This is a genomic window from Streptomyces sp. NPDC087420 (assembly GCF_044744165.1).
In the GTDB taxonomy this organism is placed as follows: Bacteria; Actinomycetota; Actinomycetes; order Streptomycetales; family Streptomycetaceae; genus Streptomyces.
In genome coordinates this window covers 90,725-113,247 of the sequence record NZ_JBIUXU010000005.1, presented here as the reverse complement: position 1 = coordinate 113,247, position 22,523 = coordinate 90,725, and the positions used below count along the sequence as shown (strand labels likewise).

Genomic DNA, 22,523 nt, shown 5'->3' with positions numbered 1-22,523 from the left:
CCGTGCTCAGCGGCATGTTGCTGTGGCAGACTGCCCGGCGGCGCGTCCGCGAAGCTGGGGGGTGGAGTGTGAGCGAGCCACGGTCCGCACCGACGGTCGGTCAGCTCGTCCTCAGCAGGCGGCTGCGTGTGCTGCGGGAGAAGGCCGGCCTCACCCGTGAGCAGGCCGGTGCGTTACTCCGGGTCACCGCCGCCACCGTCCGCCGGATGGAGGCGGCCGAGGTCGGGCTCAAGATCCCGTACGTCCAGATGCTGCTGCCCGCGTACGGCGTCCCCGAGCCGGAGATCGCGGTGTTCCTCCAGCTGGCCGACGAGGCGAGCCGGCCGGGCTGGTGGCAGCACTTCCACGACATCCTGCCGGACTGGTTCAGCGGTTACGTCAGCCTGGAAGAGGCCGCCAGGACCATACGGACGTACGAACCGCACTTCGTGCCCGGACTGCTCCAGACCGAGGAGTACGCCCGGGCGATCCTCGCGCCCGGCGCGCTGGGCCGGGCGAGCACCCCGGCACGGATCGAGCGCCAGGTCGCGCTGCGGCTGGAGCGCCAGACGCTGCTCACCCGCTCCGACGCCCCGGTCGTCTGGGCCGTGCTGGACGAGACGGTGCTGCGCCGGCCCGTCGGCTCGCCCGCGCTGATGCGGGCGCAGATCGACCGGCTGCTGGAGGCCTCCGAACTGCCCAACGTGACCCTCCAGATGGCGGAGTTCGCGGCCGGTCACCACCCCGGGACGTACAGCCCCTTCACCCTCTTCCGCTTCGATCTCCCCGAACTGCCCGACATGGTCTACATCGAGCACCTGACCGGGGCGCTCTACCTCGACGGGCACGCCGAGGTGACGGCGCACATGGAGGCGATGGACCGGATGGTCGCGCACGCGGAGTCCGCGCACCGCACCCGGCGGCTCATCGCCGGGATCCGCGCGGAGCTGTGAGCCGGCCGCGGGCGCGATTCACCGTCCGTGGAATGCGCGCGGTGTATCAGAACCGGGGCAGCTGGAACTGCCGGTAATACGCGACGGTTTGAAAGCCCATCCGCGAATACAGCCGCTCACCGTCCACGCTGGCCTGGAGGGTGCCGATCCGCAGGCCCCGTTCACGGCCGGCCCGCAGGGCCACGAGCGTCAGGAAGGCACCGATGCCGCGCCCCCGGCAGGCGGGTTCCGTACTCACGACGTAGACCCCCGCGACGCCGTGCCGGTCGAGCAGCGCGGAGGTGCCGACAACACGTCCGTCGAGCCGGGCGGCGAACCGGACCAGGCTGCCCGGTTCGTCGGCCCGGTGGGCCTCGTTGGCCTGGTTCCCCGTGACCTGTTCGGGTGTGAGGCCGAAGGACGGGGAGTACGAGGCGACCCATGCGGCCAGCTCCTGCGGGCCGTTGACCTCCTCGACCCGTACGCCGGGCGGGGCGGCCGGCACGGCGAGCCGGTCGATCTCGGCGGCCATCAGGGGCAGCACGCCGACCTGTGCGGCCCCCCGGGCGAGGAGTTGGTCCGCGAGCCCGGCGGAGCTGTCCGCCCCGACCCACCAGAGCCACGGGACGGGGTCCAGCTCGGCGTGGGCCCGCGCGATCGCCGCGTCGAGTCCGCCCCCGCCACGGGTGTACCGGAGCACTCCATTGCGTCGCGGCTTCATGAGATGACTGCGGTAGATCATGAATTCGGGATCGTCGGAACGCTTTTTGTCGCCGTATCCGAAGTAGTAGTCCCGCGAATTCGCGAACTGGGGTGCGGAATCGTGGATCGATTCGACAACGCTCATGGGCGGATTGTAACCACGGGAATCCGGTCGGGCCCGGCAGATGTGCGGGTGCGTATCGGCACGGGGCGCGAATGGCTCGTAAACTGGGGAAAGAGAAGCAGGGCGCCGAATCACCGAGAGGGGCCGCCCATGTCTCGCGCGTCCCGTGCCGCGGACGACGTGGTCGCCCGGCACCACGCCTCCGGTCACACCTTCCGGGCCGGTGGGATCCGCGGCTTCACACTGGACCAGGGCGAGGGTCCGCCCGTGGTGTGTCTGCACGGCGTGCCCACCAGTTCGTTCCTCTACCGCAAGCTCGTGCCGGAGCTGGCGGCCCAGGGGTTCCGCGGCGTCGCCTTCGACTTTCCCGGGCTCGGCCTGGGGGCCAGGCCGCTCGCGTTCGACTACACGTGGAGCGGTCTCGCCCGGTGGACCGACCGGGCGATGGACGCGCTCGGGATCGACCGCTGCCATCTGGTCGTCCATGACATCGGCGGGCCGGTCGGCTTCGAATGGGCGATCACCCGGCCCGGGCGTGTCCTGTCACTGACGGCACTCGACACATTCGTCGACGTCGCCGCGTACCGGCCGCCCCCGTCGATGCGGCCCTTCACCGTGCCCGTCGCGGGCGAGGCCTGGCTCCCCATGCTGCGCCCGCCGGTCTCCCGGCGGCTCTTCCGGCGGGTGGGGCTCGCCGACGGCTCCTCGCTGACCGACGCGGAGGTGGACGCCCATTTCGCGCTGGTCACGCGGCAGGACGCGGGGCGCGCCTTCCTGAAGATCATGCGCGGGTTCGAGCCGACAGCGGCCAAGCAGGCCTTCTACTACGAGGGCCTCGCGTCCCGGCCGTACCCCGCCCAGGTGGTCTGGGCCCGCGACGACCCGATCCTGGGGCTGCCCCGGCTGCGGGCGGTGCTGGACGCGCTCGGGGCCGGTTTCCCGACCGTCCTCGCGGGCCGGCACTACCTCCAGGAGGAGCAGGCCCCGGCCATCGCCGCGGCGGTCGCGGAGCTGGCCGGGGCGTGAGCGGGCCCGGTGCGCGGGTCCGCGCGGGGGCCCGCCGCGACACTACTTCAGCGTGACGGCGTCGCCGGTGGCGACGACCTTCATCGTGGTGGTCGTACCGAGGAAGGCCCAACGCCAACTGCCCGCGGCGGTCGCCTTCACCGTGGCACGGAGGTGGCCCTTGCTGTCGGTGGTCGCCGTCTTGACGGTGCCGTAGGCGCCGCCGGGCTTCTTGTACTGGAGCTTCACCACCTGCTTGGTGAACGCGTGGTACTTCAGGTCCGTCCAGTTGGCCCGCGACAACTTACCGGTGACGGTCAGCGTGCCCCCCTTCTTCACCGGCTCGGGAGTGGCGTCGGTGGTGAGGGTCGCGGCGCGCTTCACCTTGAAATCGGCGATGCGGTCCGAGATCCAGTAATCGCCGTCATTGGCCTGGACCGTGGCGTTGACCTGCCAGTTTCCCGCCACCGCGTTGGCGTCCCAGCCCTCGTTCCCGCTCCCGTAGCTGTCGATCCACGCCGGGTCCATCTGCATCGTCGCGGTGCATACGGAGGTCGTCGTGCCCGTCTTCTTGCACGTCGTTCCCAGGTAGTCCACGGGCCCGTGACCATTGGTCGTGTTGAACGCGGACACGTGAGCGACCTTCTTCACCCCCGAGTTGTCCTTGACCGTCATCGCGATCGTGAACCGCTTGACGTCCTTGATCCCGACGATCACACTGCTCCCGCCGTTCACGACGGTCTTGGTGACACGGATGTCACCCCGTCCTTCCGCGTGCGCGGCCGGCGCCACCACGATCCCGGCGACCACCGCCGCCACCACGGAGGCCACGGCGCTTCTTCTGTGCATGTCCCACCCCTGTTCACCCCGCCTCGTGGCAGGGGGGAACAGAGTAGCGACCGGCGAATCCGATCAGGTGATCAGGTGATCACCGGGAGGGCGGGGCCGGCCGAGCGGCCTCCATGGCGGGGGCGGGCTCGGCGGCGCGCCGCCGTCAGCCGGTGATCTGCATCAGCGACACGCCGTCGTCGGCCACGACGAAGGTGAAGTCGGACGGGCCGTTGAAGCCGTCCCCGCCGACCACCGTGCTGACCGTGACCCGATCGCCCGATCGGTTGACGCCGGTCACGTCGAGACGGACGTTCACGCCGATGAACTCCTTGTCGCTCCAGCCGCGGATCGCGTCCCGGCCCCCGAAGACACGGCCCCAGTCGTCGACGGCTCCGTCGAGGGTGAAGGCGTCGAGGAACGCCTCGGTGTCGGCGTTGTTCGCGGCGTCGAGGGCCCGCTGGACCGCTGCGGGAACGGACATGGTGCTCATGCTGGCCTCCAGGGGTACGGGGTGGGACGTGGAAGCTGTGCCGCCGGTCGCGCGCCGCGGGGGGCCGTCGTCCGGTCCCGCGATTGACCGGCCTCCGCTCATACTGGCACGGCGTTCCGGCCCCGGCCGTCCCTGCCCGGAGCGCTCGCGGATCAGCCGAGTGTCCCGTCGGCGGCGAGTTCCCCGTTGAGGAGCGCGATGCCCAGGGGTGTGACGTGGTGCCGGACGGATCCGCCCTCCCGGCGTGTGTCCAGCAGTCCCGCCTCGCGCAGGACGGACGTCTGGCGGCTGATGACCGGGAGCGCCACCCCGACCCGGACCGCCAGCTCCGTCGTCGTCCCGCCGGCCGTCGCGGCGTCCAGCACATGGGCGCGGGTCCGGCCGAGCAGGGCGACGATCGGGTCCATGCCGCCCTGGTCCCCGGCCGCCGCGGCCGGCCTCAGCCAGCCCAGGCGGGGTGAGAGCGGGTACACCAGCACGGGCGGCCGGTGGGGGTCCATCAGGGTGATCGGCTGGATGCGGCAGAAGAAGGACGGGACGAGCACGAGGCCGCGGCCCTCCAGATACACGTCCTGGTCCGCGTAGACCGGGATCTGGAGCACCGGCGCCTCCCACCGGACGCGGGGGTGCAATTCGGCGAGCAGCCGCTCCACCCCGCCGTTCAGCAGGGCGAGGCCGCGCCGGGCGCGGTCCGCCTCCGCGTGCGCCCGGATCTGGTCCTGGTACGGCGCGAGGGCGACCCGGTGGTAGGCGGTCAGGGTGTCGCCCAGGCGGGCCATGACCTGGTGGTCCCCGCCGTCGAGTTCGCGGATCCACGGAGTGGGCCCGCTCTCCTCGGCCAGGATGGACAGTTCGGCGGAGAGTTGGGTGCGCGGCGTGGACAGGACGTCCTCCAGCTGGTGGGCGAAGTCCGCCTCTCCCCGGCCGGGCGTCAGGAAGTCGGGCGAGTAGCCCCAGGGGCGGGCCAGTTCCAGGAGAGGGCGCACGGACGGCATCCGTAACGCCCGTGTCCTGCGCCGCCATTCACTGAACGCCAGCGAACGGTCGGGCTCCTGGACCATGTGGAGGCTGAGCAGGACGTCCCACAGAGGATCCGAGCGGGCCGCGACCGTCACCCGGGTCAGATCCTCGCCGGTGAAGTGAATGCGCAACACGCCGACCACCTTCCGCTCAGCACCCTAGGCAGTGCCGGCGAACGAGGAAAGAGCACAACTCGCCTTATTGTGTCAGCCGTTGACGCATATCGTGCGTTCGCGATCCACTTCGGTCCATCACGCCCGCCGTACGCGGCCTCCCGTATTCGACCGAAGTGCCGAATCGCCCGACACCGCCCGCGTCGGGTGGTCACCGATAAACTGGACGCCATGGTCGCCGCTCTTCCTCCCGCCCGCTCACCCCTGGGGCGGGGGCTGTTGACCGGCCTCCCGGTCCTGGCCGCGCTCCTCGTACTGCTCGTCCCCTCCGTGACCGCGGGAGCCGCGCCCGCGCGGATCCCGGCGGCGTACGGCAGCACGACGGTCCCGGACGTCAGCGTGCCGATGAGCGACGGCACGGCGCTGGTGGGGGACGTCATGTATCCGGCGGACCGTCTCACCGGGGAGCGCGCCGGGGGGACGTTCCCCGTCCTGCTCTCGCAGAATCCGTACGCCTGCGACACCACGGCCGGGAACCTGCACGGGCTGGGGCAGGCGGCCCTGGGCGACCCGGCCTACTTCGTGGAGCGCGGATACATCTACGCGTCGGTCTGTGTGCGCGGTACGGGCCGCTCCGGGGGCGCGTTCGACCTGTTCGGGCCCCGGGAGCGCCGTGACGGGGTCGAGCTGGTCGCGTGGGCGGCCCACCGGCTGGCCGGGTCCGACGGCACGGTCGGCCTGACCGGCTGTTCGTACCTGGGCATCAACCAGCTCCTCACCGCCTCGCTCCTCCCGCGCGGCTCCGCCGTGAAGGCCATGCTTCCGGCGTGCGCCGGGGCCGAGACGTACCGGGAGGCGATGAACTCCGGCGGGATGCCGACCCAGACACGGAATTACTTCACCCACCTCCGTACGCAGATGGGCCCGCGCGCCGGCGCGTACGGCACGGCCCTCGCCCAGGCCGTGCAGCAGGGGGGCGACCGGGCGTACGCCGGGGCGTGGACGAAGTCCCGTACCCCCGGGGACCTGGCCGCCGCGATCGTACGGGCGGACATCCCGACGCTCCTGTGGAGCGGGAACCTGGACCTTTACGCGCAGGGCTCGCAGGAGATGTACACCTACCTCCAGAACGCGTACTTCCACCGGCCCGTGCACACGAGCCCGGCACCCGGAACGCGGACGACCCCGCGCTACCAGGCCGTCGTCGGCCCGTGGGCGCACGGCGAGGGCCTGGACCGCGCCGTGGCGCTCGACTGGTTCGACACGTGGCTCAAGGGCAGGCACACGGACATCGGCTCCACCACCACACCACTGCACCTCTACCAGCAGGGCACGCGCTCGTGGCTCCACACCACGGCCTTCCAGCAGGTCCGCACCTACACCCCCTACTACCTCGGCCCCGACGGCACCCTCGGCCCGACCCCGCCGCGCGGCGCCGACGCGGGCGCGGACAGGATCACGTACACCGAACCGTCCGCCGCCGACGGGCGGCTGACCTACACGACGGAACCGTTCCGCCGGGGCGCGGTCCTGGCCGGTCCGCTCAGCGCGCGCCTGTCGGCCGGTTCGAGCGGTACGAACCTCACCCTCATCGCCCAGCTCGACGACATCGCCCCCGGCAGAGCCGCCACGAAGATCACGTCGGGCTCCCTCGTCGCGAGTCTGCGCGCCCTCGACGCGGACCGGTCGTGGCGCGACTCGAAGGGGGTGGTCGTCCGTCCGTACGGCACGTTCGCCGCGGACCGGTTCCTGCGGCCGGGACAGGTGTACGACCTGACGATCGGCCTGTCCCCGCGCGTCGCGCGGCTCGCCCCCGGGCACGCGCTGCGGCTGACCCTCACCACCCGGACCCCGGAGGCGGACTGCTCGGCCCTGGTGGGCGTGGACCCGTGTTTCCCCACCGACCCTCAGCTGCGGACCCTGCCGGGCACCTATACGGTCCACCGCTCCCCCACCGCGCTCTCGGCGGTCAACCTGCCGCTGGTCGGAGGGCCCGGTTAGGCTCCTGACATGGCGACACCCGACTTCATCCGTACGATCCGCGCCTCGGCGGGCCACCAGCTGCTCTTCCTGCCGGGAGTGAGCGCGGTGGTCCTGGACGACGACGGCAGGGTCCTGCTGGCCCGCCGCGCCGACACCGGCGCGTGGTCGTTGGTCGGAGGCATTCCCGAACCGGGCGAGCAGCCCGCGGTGGCGGCCGTGCGCGAGGTGGAGGAGGAGACCGCCGTGCGCTGCCGCGCGGAGCGGGTGGTGCTCGTCCAGGGACTTGAGCCGGTCCAGTACCCCAACGAGGACCGGTGCCAGTTCATGGACATCACGTTCCTCTGCCGTGCGACGGGCGGCGAGGCCCGCGTCAACGACGACGAGTCGCTGGACGTGGGGTGGTTCTCGCTGGACGCGCTGCCCGATCTCTCCGAGTTCTCCCTGATGAGGATCAAGCAGGCGCTGGCCGGCGAACCGACGTGGTTCGATCCCGGCGCACCGGGCGGCCTGGACGCCGGCCGGGGCGGAACCGCCCGGTAGCGGGCCTCACCTCACGGGCGGCCGGCGGGCACGGGCTCGAGCGAGGGCCACCGGGCCAGCATGTTCCGGCGCAGGTCCGAACTGACGGCGTGCAGACCGTGCAGGTCGGGGCGGTCGGCCGTCATCCCCGCGACCACGCCGAGCCGGTGGGCCAACCGCTGCCGGGCCGTCGCCGTACCCCACGTCCAGTCGCGGTCCGGGATCCTGGCCAGGTGGTCCACCGTCTCGCGGTGGGCCCGCTCGACCAGCGCGTCGCCGCGCAGGAGCCAGCCGGCGCACGCGTCGGCCAGGTCTCCCCCGGGGTCGGTGCCGGTCAGGGTCGTCCAGGTGGTGCGGTACGCGGTCTCGGCGCGGTCCAGCACCGAGGGGTCCGCCTTCGTGACACACCAGCAGGTGGGGAAGCCGATGCGCAGGTACGCCAGCTCCACCAGGCCGTTTCCCAGGGACGCCTGTTCGAAGTCGATGAACTTCACGCCGTCGTCCGTGTGCAGGTCGTTGCCGGGGCACGGATCGCCGTGGAGCAGCGCGTGTCCTCCGGCCCGGTCGAGCCGGCCCACGAGCGCGGCGAGTTCGGCCGGGACCCCGGGCGCGACGGTGACTCCCAGCCTCTCGGCCAGGTGGACGAAGGAGTCGGCGTCGTCCCGCGTCGGTCCGCTCCAGGCGGGCAGGAGGCCGGCGTCCGCCGGGAAGGCGGTGGCGTGCAGCCGGGCCAGGGCCTTCGCCCAGCCGACGATCCAGTCGCGGGGCGGCGGGCGGTGTTCCACGTACGCCAGGACCAGGACGCGCTTGTCGGGGTCGGTGCCCAGCAGGGCGGGCGCCACGGCCGGCTCGGCCCGGGCGGCGAGCCGCAGCGCGGCCACCTCGCGTCCGTAGCGCTCCGCGGCGCCGGGACCCTCGACGAACTGTTTGACCACCGCCGGCGCCCCGGCCAGCTCGACACGCCACACCCATGAGCGTGGGCTGCTCTCCAGCCTGCGGGGTCGACTCGGCGCGCCCAGCCGGGCGCGCAGTCCCGCCCCGAACGGCACCCGTGGCCGGATCACCGGCGCCGGGCGCGTACCGCCAGGATGGCCACCCGGCCCAGGCCGCCGAGGGCGACCGCCACCAGCAGCCCTTCCGGGAGGGTGCCCATGCGGGTGGCGGGGGTCAGCGAGGAGCGCAGCGGCACCGTGTCGACCAGGGTGTCCGGGGTGAACATCTTCGTCTGCTGGACGATCGTCCCGTCCGGCCTGATGATCGCGCTGACGCCGCTGGTGACGGGGACCACCACCGTCCTGCTGTGCTCGACGGCGCGCACCCGTGACATCGCCAGCTGCTGGTACGTCATCTGGCTGCGGTCGAAGGTCGCGTTGTTGCTCGGTACGGAGATGAGCTGGGCGCCGCCGGTGACGGTGTCCCGCACCGCCCAGTCGAAGGCCGCCTCGTAGCAGGTGGCGAGGCCGACCTTGGTACCCGCCATGTCGAAGACCCCCGTCTTTGAACCGCGGCCGAAGTCGCGGGCGACCATGTCGGCGTAGCCGGGGCTGATGGTCTTGATCAGGGAGCGCAGGGGGAGGAACTCCCCGAACGGCTGGATCTGGCGTTTGTCGTAGGTGGCCGTCGGCCCCCGCTTCGGGTCCCAGAGGATCTGGGTGTTGCGCAGCGGCCCGGTGTCCGGGGTGAGCACGGCGCCGACCGAGATCGGCACCCCGATCGCCTTGGCCGCCTGGTCGATGACCTGGCGGGCGTCCTCGTTGCGGTACGGGTCGATGTCCGAGGAGTTCTCGGGCCACAGCACGAAGTCGGGCTGGGGCACCTTGCCCGCCTTGACGTCGGCGGCGAGCCGGAGGGTCTCGCGGACGTGGTTGTCGAGGACCGCGCGGCGCTGGGCGTTGAACTCCAGGCCGGCGCGGGGCACGTTGCCCTGGACGGCGGCGACGGTCGCGGTGCCGTCCTCGGCGGCGTCGGACACGAGCGGCAGGGCGGCGAGGGCCCCGAGCACCGGCACGAGCACGGTGGCCGCCGCGACGGCGGCGGCCCGGCGCGGCAGCCGGCCCGTGCGCCGGTACGCGAGGCCCTGGCGGACCGCCTCGTACAGGCCGAAGCCGCACAGGACGACGGCGAAGCCGAGCACCGGTGTGCCGCCGACCGCGGCCAGGGGCAGGAACACACTGTCCGCCTGGCCGAAGGCGATCTTGCCCCAGGGGAACCCGCCGAACGGCATCCGGGCGCGGACGGCCTCGCCGAGGATCCAGACGGCGGCGGCCCACACCGGCCAGGCGGGCAGCCGCGAGACGGCCGCGATGCCCATGCCGACGAAGGCGATGAAGACCGCCTCGACGGCCGCGAGGGCGAGCCAGGGTCCCGGGCCCACCTCGGCGCCGGTCCAGATCAGCAGCGGGAGCAGGAAGCCGAGGCCCGCGAGGTAGCCGAGGCCGAGTCCCGCGCGCGGGCGGCGGCCGTGCAGGCTCCAGGCCATCAGGGCGAAGCCGGGCAGGGCCAGCCACCACAGGGGGCGGGGCGGGAAGCTCGCGTAGAGCATCAGGCCCGACAGCGCGGCGGCGCCGGGCCTGACCAGTCGCCTCTCGCGCCGGGCGGAGGGGGCGGGCGGCGGGGTCTCGACGGGGGCGATGGTGGTGCTCACCGGGCGGAGTCTACGGTGGGTGTCTGTGTGGAGGGGAGTGCGTCCCCGCGTGCTGTCGGTCAGGGTGACGGTCGCGCCGGCGGACGTGTGCCGGGGCGGGTGCGGCAGCGTTCCTTCGCAAGGTGTCCACAAATCCCCCTTCTTGCCGTTAACGTGTGCGCCAGCCTTTGCCACCTGGCCGGATCCGGCTGCTGTGGGACGGGGTTCGCACAGGTCGAAGGGGTCGACGGAATGGTCGACAGGATGGCTGTACCGGCAGAACGGGCCGCCGTACGGGAGCGGGGCAGCGCGCCCGACGTCGTGGGCGCCGTGGTGCTCGGCGCCTGCGCGGTGTGGGCGGTGATCAGCGCGGCGGCCGGCGGGGGCCGGCCCGAGGGGATACTCCTCGCGGTGCTCGCCGTCGCCGCGGGGTACGCCTGCGGCCGGATCAGCGGGGGCTCGGTGCCGGTGGCCGCCGCCTCGGTGGTGGCGCTGGCCGCGCTCGCCGCGGCGATCGCCTCGGGCCGGGACACGCCGGCGGCCGCGGTGGCCGTCGCCACCCCGCAGGGTGATTCCGGCGCGGTCGCCGCGCTGCTGGCGCTGGCGGCGGGTGCGGCGTGCTGCGCGGCCACGGCGGCGCGGCGCCCCCGGTCGCGGGTGGCGCTGCGGCTGCTGGCGGCGGGGATCGGCGTGGCCGCCCTGCTGCTGGGCTCCGTCGCGGGGTTCGTGGCGGTGCTCGGGGTGCTGCTCTGTTCCTTGGCGGCGGCCCGGATGCGGCGCAGGTCGGCGGCGCTGGCCGGTCTGGCGCTGGTCGCGGCGCTGGTGGTGGGCGGCTCCTGGGCGGTGGCGGAGGGCGGGCTGCCGGAGGGCCTGTCGGTGTCGCTGGAGGGGCAGCTGACCACGAACCGGGTGCAGCTGTGGCACGAGGCGGTCGACCTGGCGAAGGAGCATCCGCTGCTGGGGGTGGGGCCGGACCGGTTCGGCGACCTCAGCCCGACGGCGCTCCAGTCGCTGGACACGGACGGCAAACCGCACTCGGCGCCCTTGCAGGAGGTGTCCGAGCAGGGGGTGGTGGGACTGCTGCTGCTGGCCGCGGTGTTCGGCTGGCTGCTCTACGGACTGGTCCGCTCGCCCTGCTCCACTCCGGTGGTCCTGACGGCGGGGGCGACCCTGACGGCGCTGGCGACCCTGGCGAGTGTCGGGAACGCGCTGAGCTTCGCGCCGGTGACGGCGGGGGCGGGCCTGCTGGCGGGGCTGGCGACGGCCCGGCCGGCCGGGCGGCTCGTACCGCGGGCGCTGCCGGCGCTGGACCGGGCGCCGGGCTGACCGGGGGGTGCCGGGCCGAGATCAGGTGCCGGGCTGACCGGGGGTGCCGGGCTGATCAGGTGCCGGCCGCGGCGCTTCCCGGGCGGCCGAGGACCAGGCGGTCCCGGATGATCCGTACGGCGGCTTCCGCGTCGTCCACCGTCACGGTGAAGGTCCTGCCGTCGCCCAGGCGCAGGACAAGTCCCTCACCTCTGCGCACGACCACGCCCGTGCCCATCTCGGGGCGCCAGCGGTAGCCCCAGCCGCCCCACTGGCGCGGGTTGACCTTGGGGGCGAAGTCCGCGTCCACGACGTGGGCGAGCAGGATCCGGCGGCGCGGCAGCCCCATGTGGCCGCAGCGCACCTCCAGGCAGTCGCCGTCGACCCGGACCGCCACGTGGACGAAGGCCAGGGTGCCGAAGAGGATGAGCAGCCCGGCGGCGACACAGCCGATGACGGACATCAGGAGGGCGGCGAAGCCGGAGGTCCAGTTCGACTGGACGGCCAGCACGACGCCGAGCGCGATACAGGCGAGTCCCACCGCGGCGAGCAGCCACTGCGCACGGTTGGTGGCACGGCCGGTCCAGATCTCGGGCAGGGGTTCCACGGTGTCGCCCTCCTGCCGGGGGTGCTCCGTCATGCCAAGCAGAGTACCCACGTTCCGCGCGGACGGAAGTCCTCCGCCGGATCCGTGACACCGGACACGTGGTCAGCCCGGTTGGGTGACGGCGGCGAGCAGCCGCCCTTCGGAGTAGCCGAGCGCGCGCACGGGAAGATCGCCTTCGCGACCGCTGAGCAGCACGGTGAGGCGGGGGTCGGCGGGGGCTGCCGGGGCTCCCGGGGTAGGGACGTCACCGAGGCGGCGCAACGCCTGGGCGGCGACCGCGTCGGCCGAGCCGTGCAGGACGAGCGGCGGCAGGTCCGGCCGCTGGACTGCCGTACGGATGCGTTCGGCGACCAGTTCGTAATGGGTGCAGCCCAGGACGACGGCCCTTACCCCGCGAGGGGTGAGAGCGGCCGCGGCGGCCACCGCGCGGTCGATCGCGTCCTCGTCGGCCGATTCGACGGCCTGCGCGAGTCCGGGGCAGGGGACCTCGGTGACCTCGGCGGAGTCGGCGAAGTCACGGATCAGCCCCCGCTGGTAGGGACTGCCGGTGGTCGCCGGGGTGGCCCAGATGGCGAAGGGGCCGCCGACGACCGCCGCCGGCTTGATCGCCGGGACGGTGCCGATGACGGGCAGGCCCGGCTCCAGCGCGGCGCGCAGCGCGGGCAGGGAGTGCACGGAGGCAGTGTTGCAGGCGACGATCAGGGCGTCGGGCCGGTGGGCGGCGGCGGCCCGTGCGACGGCGAGCGCCCGTTCGGTCACGTCGTGCGGAGCGCGGGGGCCCCAGGGCATGCCGTCGGGGTCCAGGGACAGGACAAGATCGGCGTCGGGCCGCAGCCGGCGTACCGCGGCGGCGGCGGCGAGCAGGCCGATACCGGAATCCATGAGCGCGATCTTCACCCGGTCACCATAGTCGACGGCGCTCGCGGCACCGGAGTTGTGGTGCAGACTGCGGCGGATGAGCGCCATTGCCTGGATCGCGTTGAGTTCGCTGGCCGCGTGGGGCTGGCTGTCGCTGGGTCAGGGTTTCTTCTGGCGGACGGACCAGCGGCTGCCCACACCCGCGTCGCCCGGTCCGTCCGTGCTGCCCGGCCCATCCGTGCTGCCCGGTGCGGCCGTGCCGCCGGGCTCGTCCGTGCTGCCCGGTGCGGCCGCGCTGCCGAACGCGCCCGGCACGGCCGGCCCGGCGGGAGGAGACGAGGGCACCTGGCCGTCCGTCGCCGTCGTCGTACCCGCGAGGGACGAGGCCGACATGCTGCCGGAGAGCCTGCCGTCGCTGCTGGCCCAGGTCTATCCGGGCGCCGCCGAGATCTACCTGGTCGACGACGGGAGCACGGACGGCACGGGCGAGCTGGCCCGTGACCTCGCCGTCCGGTACGGCGGGCTCCCGCTGACGGTCTCCTCGCCGGGTGAGCCCGAGCCCGGCTGGACCGGCAAGCTCTGGGCGCTGCGGCACGGCATCGCGCTGGCCCGCGGCGGCCCGAAGGATCCCGAGTACCTGCTGCTGACCGACGCCGACATCGCCCACGAGCCGGACAGCCTGCGGGAACTGGTCGCCGCCGCCCTGGGCCACCGGCTGGACCTGGTCTCCCAGATGGCCCGGCTGCGGGTGGCGAGCGGGTGGGAGAAACTCGTCGTCCCGGCCTTCGTCTACTTCTTCGCGCAGTTGTACCCATTCCGCTGGATCAACCGTCCCGGCGCCAGGACGGCCGCCGCGGCGGGCGGTTGTGTCCTCCTCCGTACGGAGGCCGCCGTGCGCGCGGGGGTGCCCGAGTCGATCCGTCAGGCGGTCATCGACGACGTGTCGCTCGCGAAGGCGGTACGGGACAGCGGCGGGCGGCTCTGGCTGGGGCTCGCGGAGCGCGTCGACAGCATCCGTCCGTATCCGCGGCTGGGCGACCTCTGGCGCATGGTGGCGCGCAGCGCGTACGCACAGCTGCGGCACAATCCGCTGCTGCTTCTCGGTACGGTGGCCGGCCTCGCGGTGATCTATCTGGCACCGCCCGCCGCACTGTGCGCCGGGCTGTTCGGCGGGGACACGGCGGCGGGGTGGCTGGGCTTCGCGGCCTGGGCGGTGATGGCGGGGACATACCTCCCCATGCTGCGGTACTACCGGCAGTCCTCGTGGCTGGCTCCGCTGCTCCCCTTCACGGCGTTCCTCTACCTGTTGATGACCGTCGACTCGGCCGTACAGCACTACCGGGGCCGGGGCGCGGCCTGGAAGGGACGTACGTACGCCCGTCCCGGGAGCGAGCCCCGTCCGCAGTAGCCGTCCGCAGGTGCGTGGGTCACTTCCTGCCGGGCGTCCAGTTCATGCCCCAGCCATAGGCGTAATCGATGGTGCGCTGCGGGCTGACTCCGCGATCCGGTACGAGAAAGCGCGCTTCACGCTGGACGACGAGGTCCGATCCGGTATTGGTGATCAGTGCCAGCGCGCAGACGGTCGAGGGCACGGTGCATTCACCGAGCGAGAAGTCGACGGGGGCGCCGTGCTGCGGCTGGAGAGTGACGGTCGCGTCGAGATCGGCGAAACTGCGGGCGCCTTCGTAGATGGTCACGAAGATGACGACACGGCGCAGCTGATCCTTGTGGTCGAGGTTGATCGTGAGGTTCTCCCCGCTGGAGAGCGCGCCCGTACGGTCGTCGCCGTCGAGATGGATGTACGGCGGCCGGGAGAGCGAGCCGAAGGCATTGCCGAGTGCCTGGACGACGCCTTTGCGTCCGTCGGTCAGTTCGTAGAGTGCGCACAGGTCGAGGTCGAGATCGCTGTGGGCGGCGACGGCGCGGCCGAGTTTGGCTCCCCAGCCCTTGAACTGTTTACGGACCTGCCAGTTGAGGTTCACGCGCATGATGCCCGACGTGCCGCCCTGTTTGGTGAGCGAGACGGAGGGCGCGTCCTTCGTCAGCGTCACCTTGCTCAGCCGGACGGGGGTGGAGGCGGGCGCCGGGGGCGGTGCGGGGGCCGCCGGGGGCACGGGCGGCGGCGGGGCGGCACGGAGCGGTGGGGCGGGCGCGGCGGCGGGTGCCGGGGACGCGGGCGCCCGCGGCGGTTCGTCGACCGAGATGCCGAAGTCGGTGGCCAGTCCGGCGAGTCCGCTGTCGTACCCCTGTCCCACCGCCCGGAATTTCCAGCTCCCCTGACGCCGGTACAGCTCGCCGAGGACAAACGCCGTCTCGACGGTGGCGTCCTGGCTGTCGTACCGCGCGATCTCCGCGCCGGACGCGGCGTCCAGCACCCGTACGTGGAGTCCGGGCACCCGGCCGAAGGTTCCGCCGTCGGACGACGCCGCCAGCACGATCCGTTCGACCTCGGGCTCCACCCGGGCCAGGTCCACCGCCAGGGTGTCCGTGACGGCGTCCCCCGCGGGCCTCTTGCCTTCGTGGCGTACGGCGCCCGAGGCGTGCGCGGGCTGGTTGTAGAAGACGAAGTCCGCGTCGGAGCGCACTTTCCCGGTCACCAGCAGCAACGCCGAGGCGTCGACGTCCGGCGTTCCCGCCGCTGAACGCCATCCCAATTCGACGCGGACGGCGGGCGCCGCCACCGGAAGATTGGCCCCTTTAAGCATGGACATGCTCGCCCCCATCACGAGTCGGGGTCCCGAAGATTCCCTCCTGCCAAACCTAATCCCCGCAAGGCCGTTCCGACCCCCCGGGACCCGCCGGTACCCACCGGAAACCCGCCACCAACCTGCCCTTTACACGATCCGTACACAGCTGGGCGACCGTTTTTCCCAAGTTCGCTCGCATTGGGGATCCGAAGTAACCCACAGGTCCCGAAAGAACCCTCTTTTCGGACTCCCCAACCGGCACACGGTGGGCTTAACTTTGTTCCATGACCTCCCCCCGCGCCACCTACGGCGGCGGTTACTACACCGCGCCGTCGTTCCCGGACACCCCGATCTACGACTCCTTGGTCGCGGAGCGGGGCACGCCTCAGATCGCCCCGATCCGAGTGCCTTCCGCCTACGACACGGGCAACAGTTATCTGCCGGCACTGCCCTCCGCCCTGCCGGCCCTCCCCGCGGGTCCCTCCGCGCCTTCCCCGGCGTACGGCGGATATCCCCAGCAGATGCCGATGCAGCAGCCCGTCCCGCTGCAACACGCGCCGGCGCCGTACATCCCGCAGCAGGCAGGCGCGCCCCGCGGCTACCAGAGCGCGCCGCCCCAGCAACAGCAGCAGCGCCCGATGCCCGGCACCGGGTACGAGGCGATGCGTCCGGCGGCTCCGCGCCCCGCGCCGCCGCAGACCGGTCCGTACGACGACCCGTACAACCGGCCGTACCAGAACCGGGGGTACTGACCGCCCCTGAGCCCCGTACCACGACGTACCAGGGTGGAGGTCCTACCCGTACTTCTCCGTGCCCCCGATTCCCCCAACTCCCGTTCCGCACCCGGGAGCAGGGGAGCCGGGGGCACACGTCCTCCTCCGCGCGCACTCGCCCCCGCCGGGAACTCCGGACCGTGGCAGGCACGTTGAGTGCATGGGACACCGAAGTGAGTTTGCTCTCTCTCCGCGTCCGCCGGGCATCACGCGAGCCGTCCCGGGCTACAACGGATAAGGAAGGGGGTGCGGGACTGTGCGATCGATCGTCGGACTCTGGCGCTGGCGCAAGAATCCCCTGCGCCGGGGCACCGATCTCATGGAGGCGTGGGTGGCGCTGGTCGCGGCGCTGCTGCTCGCCCTCGCCACGCCGGCCACCGGCTGGATCTGCGGATCACGTATCAACTCCTCGTTGCAGCACACGGTGCGTCTGCAACGGGAGGAGCGGCACCGGACGGCCGTCGCGGTCACCGGTCAGCCGAAGGAGCACCACCACAACGCCTTCGACGCCGAGTCGGCCGCCGGCCACGGCGGCGGCAGCCGGGTGCTCGCGACGTGGTCGGCCGCGGACGGCACGCGGCGCACGGGCACGCTCACCGCGCCGGGACGCCGGGTGACCCCCGGCGCGACGTTCACCATCTGGACCGACCCCCGGGGCAAGCCGGTCAAGGGCCCGATGAACGGCGACTGGGCGCGGCTCAACGCCGTGCTGGCGGGGGCGGCCACGACGCTGGTGGCCGCGGTGCTGGTGGAGCTGCTGCGGCGGCTGGTCCTCTGGAGACTCGTACGACGGCGGTACAGCAGGCTCGACCGCGCCTGGGCGAAGGCCGGTCCCGACTGGGGCCGTACGGGCGCGGGCAGTTGAGACTCCGCCACCGCGCGTGAGCACCGGCGGGTGCCCGGACCCGCGGGGCCGGGACGAGACCCGCGCTTGCGTCAACCCAGCGCTGCCGCGCGCGCTACGGTGGTGCTTCCCGGTCCGCTGTCTCGGCCGGGGCGGGCCCGGGGCAGGGCCCCGGAACGGATCGTCACGCGCACACGCACGAGGTGGGGGCACAACAGCGCCATGGCACAGGGCACGGTCCAGGTGACGCACACCGGAACATCCCGTTGGCGGCGCCGCACGGGCGAATACGCCTCCCTCGCCGCAGCCCTGGAGGCCGCCGCCGACGGCGACATACTCACCATCGCCCCGGGCACCTACCGGGAGAACCTGATCGTCTCGCGCGCCGTGACCCTGCGCGGGCCCGAGGGCTCGCTCGGTTCGGTGCGGATCGCGCCGGTCGACGGCGTACCGCTGACCGTCCGCGCGTCCGCCACCATCCAGGACCTCCATGTGGAGGGCCAGGACACGACCGCGCCCGCCGTGCTCGTCGAGGACGGCACCCCCGAGCTGCTGGACCTGCGGGTCGTGACCCGCTCCGCGGCCGGGATAGAGGTGCGGGGCGGCGCGGCCCGCCCCACCGTCCGCCGCTGCACCGTCGACAACCCCGCCGGGGTCGGCATCGGGATAATCGACGGGGCCGGCGGGGTGTTCGAGGAGTGCGAGGTCGTCGCCGCCGGGCAGTCCGGCATCTCGGTGCGCGGCGGCGCGCACCCACGGCTGGAGCGCTGCCGCGTCCACCACGCGTCGGGCTCCGGCCTGTCCGTCACCGGCGAGGGCAGCGGCCTGGAGGCGTTCGGCTGCGAGGTGTACGAGATCAAGGGCACCGGCGTCCAGATCGCGTCCCGCGCGGCGGCCCATCTCACCGACTCCTCCGTGCACCGCACCTCGGCCGACGGCATCACGCTCGACACGGACGCCGTGCTCACGCTCTCCGACTGCGACATCCACGACATCCCCGAGAACGCGATCGACCTGCGGTCGCGTTCGGTGCTGACGCTGACCCGCTCGACCGTCCGGCGCTTCGGCCGCAACGGTCTTTCCGTGTGGGACCCGGGCACCCGGGTCGACGCCAACCAGTGCGAGATCCACGACAGTACGGGCGACTATCCGGCGGTCTGGATCAGCGACGGCGCCACCGCCGTGCTCGACTCGTGCCGCCTCCACGACGTCCCCGACGCGCTCTTCGTCCTCGACCGCGGCTCACGCGTCGACGTCGTCGACAGCGATCTCTCGCAGGTGCGGAACACGGCGGTGTCGGTGAGCGACGGCGCGACCGCGCAGCTCGACGACTGCCGCATCAGGGAGGCCTCCACCGGCGCGTGGTTCCGGGACCACGGCAGCGGCGGCACGCTGAACTCCTGCACGATCGACTCCGTACAGACGGGTGTCATCGTCACCAAGGGCGCCGACCCGACCATCGAGCGCTGCACGGTCACCTCGCCCGCCGAGGCCGGTTTCTACGTCTCCGCCGAGGGGCGGGGGACGTTCCACAACTGCCGGGTCACGGGCAGCGGGGGCTACGGCTTCCATGTGATGGACGGCTGCCGCTCGACGCTGACCCGCTGCCGTACGGAGCGCTGCGCGCGCGGCGGATACGAGTTCGCGGAGGACGGCCCCGTCGCGGAGGACTGCACCAGCGACGAGAGCGGGGTGCTGACCCCGCCCGTGGAGCCGCTGCCCGTCCTGACCGCGACGCACTCCGGCGGAGTGCTCGGCACCGTACCCCCGCAGCCCACCGCCGCCCCGGCGGCCGGTGAGCCGCCCGCGACACCGCCGCGCGCCTCCGAGGCGGTCCTCGGGGAGCTGGACACGCTGGTCGGCCTGGAGAGCGTCAAGCGGGAGGTCCGGGCGCTCACCGACATGATCGAGGTCGGCCGGCGCCGCAAGGAGGCCGGGCTCAAGGCCGCGTCCGTGCGCCGTCACCTGGTCTTCACCGGGTCCCCCGGCACCGGCAAGACGACGGTGGCACGGCTGTACGGCGAGATCCTGCACTCGCTCGGGGTGCTGGAGCGCGGCCATCTGGTCGAGGTGTCCCGGGTGGACCTCGTCGGGGAGCACATCGGCTCCACGGCGATCCGTACGCAGGAGGCGTTCGACCGCGCGCGGGGCGGCGTGCTGTTCATCGACGAGGCGTACGCGCTGTCGCCCGAGGACTCCGGCCGGGACTTCGGCAAGGAGGCCATCGACACGCTGGTGAAGCTGATGGAGGACCACCGGGAGGCGGTCGTGGTGATCGTCGCCGGGTACACCGTCGAGATGGAGCGGTTCCTGACGGTCAACCCCGGTGTGGCGTCCCGTTTCTCACGGACCATCACCTTCAGCGACTACGTCCCCGAGGAACTGCTGCGGATCGTGGAGCAGCAGTCCGAGGAGCAGGAGTACCGGCTCGGCGAGGGCACGGGCGAGGCGCTGCTCAAGTACTTCACGGCGCTGCCGAAGGGGCCGGCCTTCGGCAACGGCCGTACCGCACGCCAGACGTTCGAGTCGATGGTGGAGCGGCACGCGGGCCGGGTCGCCCAGCTGCCGCAGACCAGCACGGACGACCTGACGCTCCTCTACCCGGACGACCTGCCCGAACTGCCCTGATCACGCGGGGACTTCCCGCGCGGAGCCTTTTCGCGCCGGGGCGTCCGGCGCGGGGACGCCTGGCGCGGGAGCGGCGCGGGCGGCAACCGGTCGAGCAGCGCGTCCCGTTCCTCGGTGAAGACCGGGTCGGTCTGGTAGGCGGAGTGCCCCAGGATCGGCTCGGGCAGCGGATGGCGCGCCGAACGGCCGTACGCGAGCGGGTCCTTGAGCGGTCCGCGGTCCACTTCGGGCCTGTCCCCGTCGGCCGGGATCCTGACCGGGCCGCCGATCGGGTCGGTGGCGCGCCACAGGTTGCGCCAGCAGTGCACCTCCTTGCTCAGTCCGGCCAGGGGGCCCGCGCCGAAGTAGGCGGGGAACCAGCGGCCGTAGAGACGCTCCAGCGGTGAGCCGTACGTCAGCAGCGCCACGCGGCGGCGGGTGGCGGGCCGCAGCTGCCAGACGGCGGAGGCGGCGAGCACACTGCCCTGCGAGTGTCCGCACAGGACGAGCCGCCCGCCCGTACGGGCGGTCCAGGAGGCGATCCGCCAGGTGAGGTCGGGCACGGCCCGCTCGGCGTAGCAGGGCGGCGCGAAGGGGTGGGCGGCGCGCGGCCAGAACGTACCGACGTCCCAGAGGATGCCGATCGTGCGGCGGGCCGACGGGTCGCGGTAGGCCCTGCGGCCCCACGTGACGAACAGTATGAAGCCGAGCCCTATCAGCCAGGAGCCGAGCGCCTGGGCGGTGTCGGCGACGGACTCCAGCAGGGAGTTGCTGCCCTCGGCCGCCTGTCCCGGCACCGCGCCGCTCAGCCAGGAGCCGGCGACGGCGGCGGCGCCGAGCAGCAGGGCGGCCCCGGAGAGGGTGCCGACCAGCCACGGGGCCGCGTCGGTCAGCGCGGCCCGCGCGCGGGCGTCCGCGATCTGGCGGGTACGGAGGGCGTCGACGGTCACGTGGTCGTACTCCGCCTCCACGACCGGGGCCAGCCGGCGGCCGGCACGGACCGTGCGGACGGCGAGGACCGTCAGCGGGACGAGGAGCAGCACCAGCAGCACGGGGATGGCGGCCGCCTGCCAGCTGAGCAGCACGGGCGGCCCGACCATGGCACCCTCGCCCATGCCGGGCGTGGCGCCGCGGTCGAGCCAGTCGGCCACGCGCTGGGCGATGCCGCCGGTCATCACCCCGGCCAGGCCGCAGGCGAGCATCGCGACGGCGGGGCCGCCGAGGCCCCGGAGGGCGGTCCTGGCGTGCGGGGCCCTGCGGTGCAGGGCGCACGCGGTGACCAGCAGGGCGAGGATCAGGGCGACCTGGGCGAGGACGATCACCCGGAAGGTGAGATCGCTGGGGAGCGCGCCGGAGGAGACCCAGTGGGGGCGGGACCAGCCGGCGTAGAGCATCGCGGCGGCCAGCAGCAGGAGGGAGGTGGCGGGCAGCCAGGTGACCAGTGCCCGGTCGAGGGTGGCGTCGCGCCGGCGCTCGCTGCGGCCCCTGCTGCACACCACGCGGACGACCACGACCGCGCAGACGAGCAGCGCCGCCTGGAGGAGCCGGCCGAGGAGGTCGGCGGGAGCGCCGGCCACCGTACGGTCATGGTGGGCGGCGGCGCCGACGAGCGCGGTGGCGACGGTGAGGAAGCCCGCGGCGGTGTGGGCGGCGCGGAGGCGGGCGACGAGGCGGCGGCCGTACCAGAATCCGGGGCGGCCGAGGGCGGGGCGGACGGTGGGGATTTCCGTCCCGACGACAGGTGTGGTGTCGGTCGCGGTGTCCGTCGTGGTGCCGGCCGCCGTGCCGGTGGGGGTGCCGGCCGCCGTGTTGTGGTCGGCCTCGGCCTCCGGGAACCCGCCCGGGCGGGCTTCGGTGGGGGGCCGCTGGGACTCGTACGCGCTCCAGGTCCGATTGGAGAGGTACCAGAGCAGTCCCACCAGCGCGGTGGGCACCAGGGAGGCCAGGGCCAGGCGGCGGCCCGGCTGTGCCCACCAGCCGTGCCCCTCCGGGGAGAGGAATCCGAGCCAGGACCGGTCGGCGACGCAGTGTGCGGAACCGGCGCACTGCCAGGCCGTGAGGTCGAGGGCGACCTCGGAGGCGGCGGCGGTCAGCAGCACCGTGAGGGTGAGGGCGACCAGCCGTACCAGTACGCCGTACAGCCGTTGGGACTTCATCAGGCCCTTGGCCGCCGGGCGCATCCAGTGCGCCAGATTGACGACCATGAAGGGCAGGAGTAAGAGCCACAGGGCCCGTGAGCCGTTTCCCGACGTGAGGTTGCACCAGACGTACGCCTCCGGGACCGGCCGGTCCTTGGCCTTCACGTCCCCGGCGTTCGCGTCCCCGGCGGTCCGGTCCTCGGCGTTCACGTCGTCGGCGCGGCGGAAGACCGCCGCCGTGTTGTCGCCCGTGACCCGGACCGTACGCGGATCACCGAGCATCTCCTGCGGTGTGGTGCCACCGACACCGTGCACGAGCAGTTCGAGCGCGGGTCCGCCACGGTGCGGAACAGGAGTCTCAGGGGGCACTTCGGTCACTCACC

The 22,523-nt window shown here is 73.1% G+C and carries 19 protein-coding genes; 9 read left to right on the top strand and 10 right to left on the bottom strand.

Annotation, left to right across the window (positions count from 1 at the left end; all coding sequences use genetic code 11):
- Positions 1 to 68 precede the first annotated feature (68 nt).
- Positions 69 to 932: a helix-turn-helix domain-containing protein gene (locus tag ACIO1C_RS11465; protein WP_401862157.1), complete on the top strand. Its 864-nt coding sequence runs from the start codon at positions 69 to 71 to the stop codon at positions 930 to 932.
- Between the two features lie 46 nt (positions 933 to 978).
- Here the strand turns inward: ACIO1C_RS11465 and ACIO1C_RS11460 are convergent, their stop codons facing one another.
- Complete coding sequence (locus ACIO1C_RS11460) at positions 979 to 1,758, bottom strand: GNAT family N-acetyltransferase (protein WP_401861281.1); 780 nt, start codon at positions 1,756 to 1,758, stop codon at positions 979 to 981.
- A gap of 129 nt (positions 1,759 to 1,887) precedes the next feature.
- Between ACIO1C_RS11460 and ACIO1C_RS11455 the strand changes: the two genes are divergently transcribed.
- Positions 1,888 to 2,763: an alpha/beta fold hydrolase gene (locus ACIO1C_RS11455; protein ID WP_401861279.1), complete on the top strand. Its 876-nt coding sequence runs from the start codon at positions 1,888 to 1,890 to the stop codon at positions 2,761 to 2,763.
- 42 nt (positions 2,764 to 2,805) lie between these two features.
- Here ACIO1C_RS11455 and ACIO1C_RS11450 read toward each other — a convergent pair whose 3' ends face one another.
- From ACIO1C_RS11450 to ACIO1C_RS11440, 3 genes are all read right to left on the bottom strand, one after another.
- A complete protein-coding gene (locus tag ACIO1C_RS11450) occupies positions 2,806 to 3,591 on the bottom strand; it encodes a hypothetical protein (protein WP_401861276.1) in 786 nt (261 codons plus the stop codon).
- 145 nt (positions 3,592 to 3,736) lie between these two features.
- Entirely contained in the window at positions 3,737 to 4,063 is a 327-nt protein-coding gene (locus ACIO1C_RS11445; RefSeq protein WP_401861274.1) for a nuclear transport factor 2 family protein, read from the bottom strand.
- Positions 4,064 to 4,215: 152 nt separating this feature from the next.
- Positions 4,216 to 5,217, bottom strand: coding sequence for an ArsR/SmtB family transcription factor (locus ACIO1C_RS11440; RefSeq protein ID WP_401861271.1), 1,002 nt, complete (start codon positions 5,215 to 5,217; stop codon positions 4,216 to 4,218).
- A gap of 210 nt (positions 5,218 to 5,427) precedes the next feature.
- Here ACIO1C_RS11440 and ACIO1C_RS11435 point away from each other — a divergent pair, with 210 nt between their 5' ends.
- On the top strand, positions 5,428 to 7,197 hold the full coding sequence (locus ACIO1C_RS11435; protein WP_401861268.1) for a CocE/NonD family hydrolase: 1,770 nt from the start codon (positions 5,428 to 5,430) through the stop codon (positions 7,195 to 7,197).
- 9 nt (positions 7,198 to 7,206) lie between these two features.
- On the top strand, positions 7,207 to 7,719 hold the full coding sequence (locus ACIO1C_RS11430) for an NUDIX hydrolase (RefSeq protein ID WP_401861265.1): 513 nt from the start codon (positions 7,207 to 7,209) through the stop codon (positions 7,717 to 7,719).
- 11 nt (positions 7,720 to 7,730) lie between these two features.
- Here the strand turns inward: ACIO1C_RS11430 and ACIO1C_RS11425 are convergent, their stop codons facing one another.
- Together ACIO1C_RS11425 and lnt are read right to left on the bottom strand one after the other, a co-directional pair.
- Positions 7,731 to 8,759, bottom strand: coding sequence for an aminoglycoside phosphotransferase family protein (locus ACIO1C_RS11425; protein ID WP_401862155.1), 1,029 nt, complete (start codon positions 8,757 to 8,759; stop codon positions 7,731 to 7,733).
- The gene (lnt, locus tag ACIO1C_RS11420) at positions 8,759 to 10,342 is read right to left on the bottom strand and encodes an apolipoprotein N-acyltransferase (RefSeq protein ID WP_401861262.1); all 1,584 of its coding nucleotides are present in this window, start codon (positions 10,340 to 10,342) and stop codon (positions 8,759 to 8,761) included. The genes ACIO1C_RS11425 and lnt overlap by 1 nt, the downstream gene beginning before the upstream one ends.
- Before the next feature lie 243 nt (positions 10,343 to 10,585).
- Here lnt and ACIO1C_RS11415 point away from each other — a divergent pair, with 243 nt between their 5' ends.
- On the top strand, positions 10,586 to 11,647 hold the full coding sequence (locus ACIO1C_RS11415) for an O-antigen ligase family protein (protein ID WP_401861259.1): 1,062 nt from the start codon (positions 10,586 to 10,588) through the stop codon (positions 11,645 to 11,647).
- Positions 11,648 to 11,702: 55 nt separating this feature from the next.
- On the opposite strand, the gene ACIO1C_RS11410 is transcribed toward ACIO1C_RS11415, so the two are convergent.
- Both ACIO1C_RS11410 and ACIO1C_RS11405 read right to left on the bottom strand, forming a co-directional pair.
- Positions 11,703 to 12,266, bottom strand: coding sequence for a hypothetical protein (locus ACIO1C_RS11410; RefSeq protein ID WP_401861257.1), 564 nt, complete (start codon positions 12,264 to 12,266; stop codon positions 11,703 to 11,705).
- A gap of 69 nt (positions 12,267 to 12,335) precedes the next feature.
- A complete protein-coding gene (locus ACIO1C_RS11405; RefSeq protein ID WP_401862153.1) occupies positions 12,336 to 13,130 on the bottom strand; it encodes a glutamate racemase in 795 nt (264 codons plus the stop codon).
- Positions 13,131 to 13,188: 58 nt separating this feature from the next.
- Here ACIO1C_RS11405 and ACIO1C_RS11400 point away from each other — a divergent pair, with 58 nt between their 5' ends.
- Positions 13,189 to 14,499: a glycosyltransferase gene (locus tag ACIO1C_RS11400; protein ID WP_401861254.1), complete on the top strand. Its 1,311-nt coding sequence runs from the start codon at positions 13,189 to 13,191 to the stop codon at positions 14,497 to 14,499.
- Positions 14,500 to 14,518: 19 nt separating this feature from the next.
- Here the strand turns inward: ACIO1C_RS11400 and ACIO1C_RS11395 are convergent, their stop codons facing one another.
- Positions 14,519 to 15,802 carry a TerD family protein gene (locus ACIO1C_RS11395; protein WP_401861252.1) on the bottom strand — a complete coding sequence of 428 codons (1,284 nt, stop codon included), beginning with the start codon at positions 15,800 to 15,802 and terminating at the stop codon, positions 14,519 to 14,521.
- Between the two features lie 260 nt (positions 15,803 to 16,062).
- Between ACIO1C_RS11395 and ACIO1C_RS11390 the strand changes: the two genes are divergently transcribed.
- The 3 genes from ACIO1C_RS11390 (at position 16,063) to ACIO1C_RS11380 (ending at position 20,023) form a co-directional block, all read left to right on the top strand.
- Positions 16,063 to 16,530, top strand: coding sequence for a DUF6643 family protein (locus ACIO1C_RS11390; RefSeq protein WP_401861249.1), 468 nt, complete (start codon positions 16,063 to 16,065; stop codon positions 16,528 to 16,530).
- Positions 16,531 to 16,807: 277 nt separating this feature from the next.
- A complete protein-coding gene (locus tag ACIO1C_RS11385; protein WP_401861247.1) occupies positions 16,808 to 17,416 on the top strand; it encodes a hypothetical protein in 609 nt (202 codons plus the stop codon).
- 201 nt (positions 17,417 to 17,617) lie between these two features.
- Complete coding sequence (locus ACIO1C_RS11380) at positions 17,618 to 20,023, top strand: right-handed parallel beta-helix repeat-containing protein (RefSeq protein WP_401861245.1); 2,406 nt, start codon at positions 17,618 to 17,620, stop codon at positions 20,021 to 20,023.
- On the opposite strand, the gene ACIO1C_RS11375 is transcribed toward ACIO1C_RS11380, so the two are convergent.
- Positions 19,993 to 22,509: a hypothetical protein gene (locus ACIO1C_RS11375; protein ID WP_401862150.1), complete on the bottom strand. Its 2,517-nt coding sequence runs from the start codon at positions 22,507 to 22,509 to the stop codon at positions 19,993 to 19,995. The two genes, ACIO1C_RS11380 and ACIO1C_RS11375, sit on opposite strands and share 31 nt — an antisense overlap.
- Positions 22,510 to 22,523 lie beyond the last annotated feature (14 nt).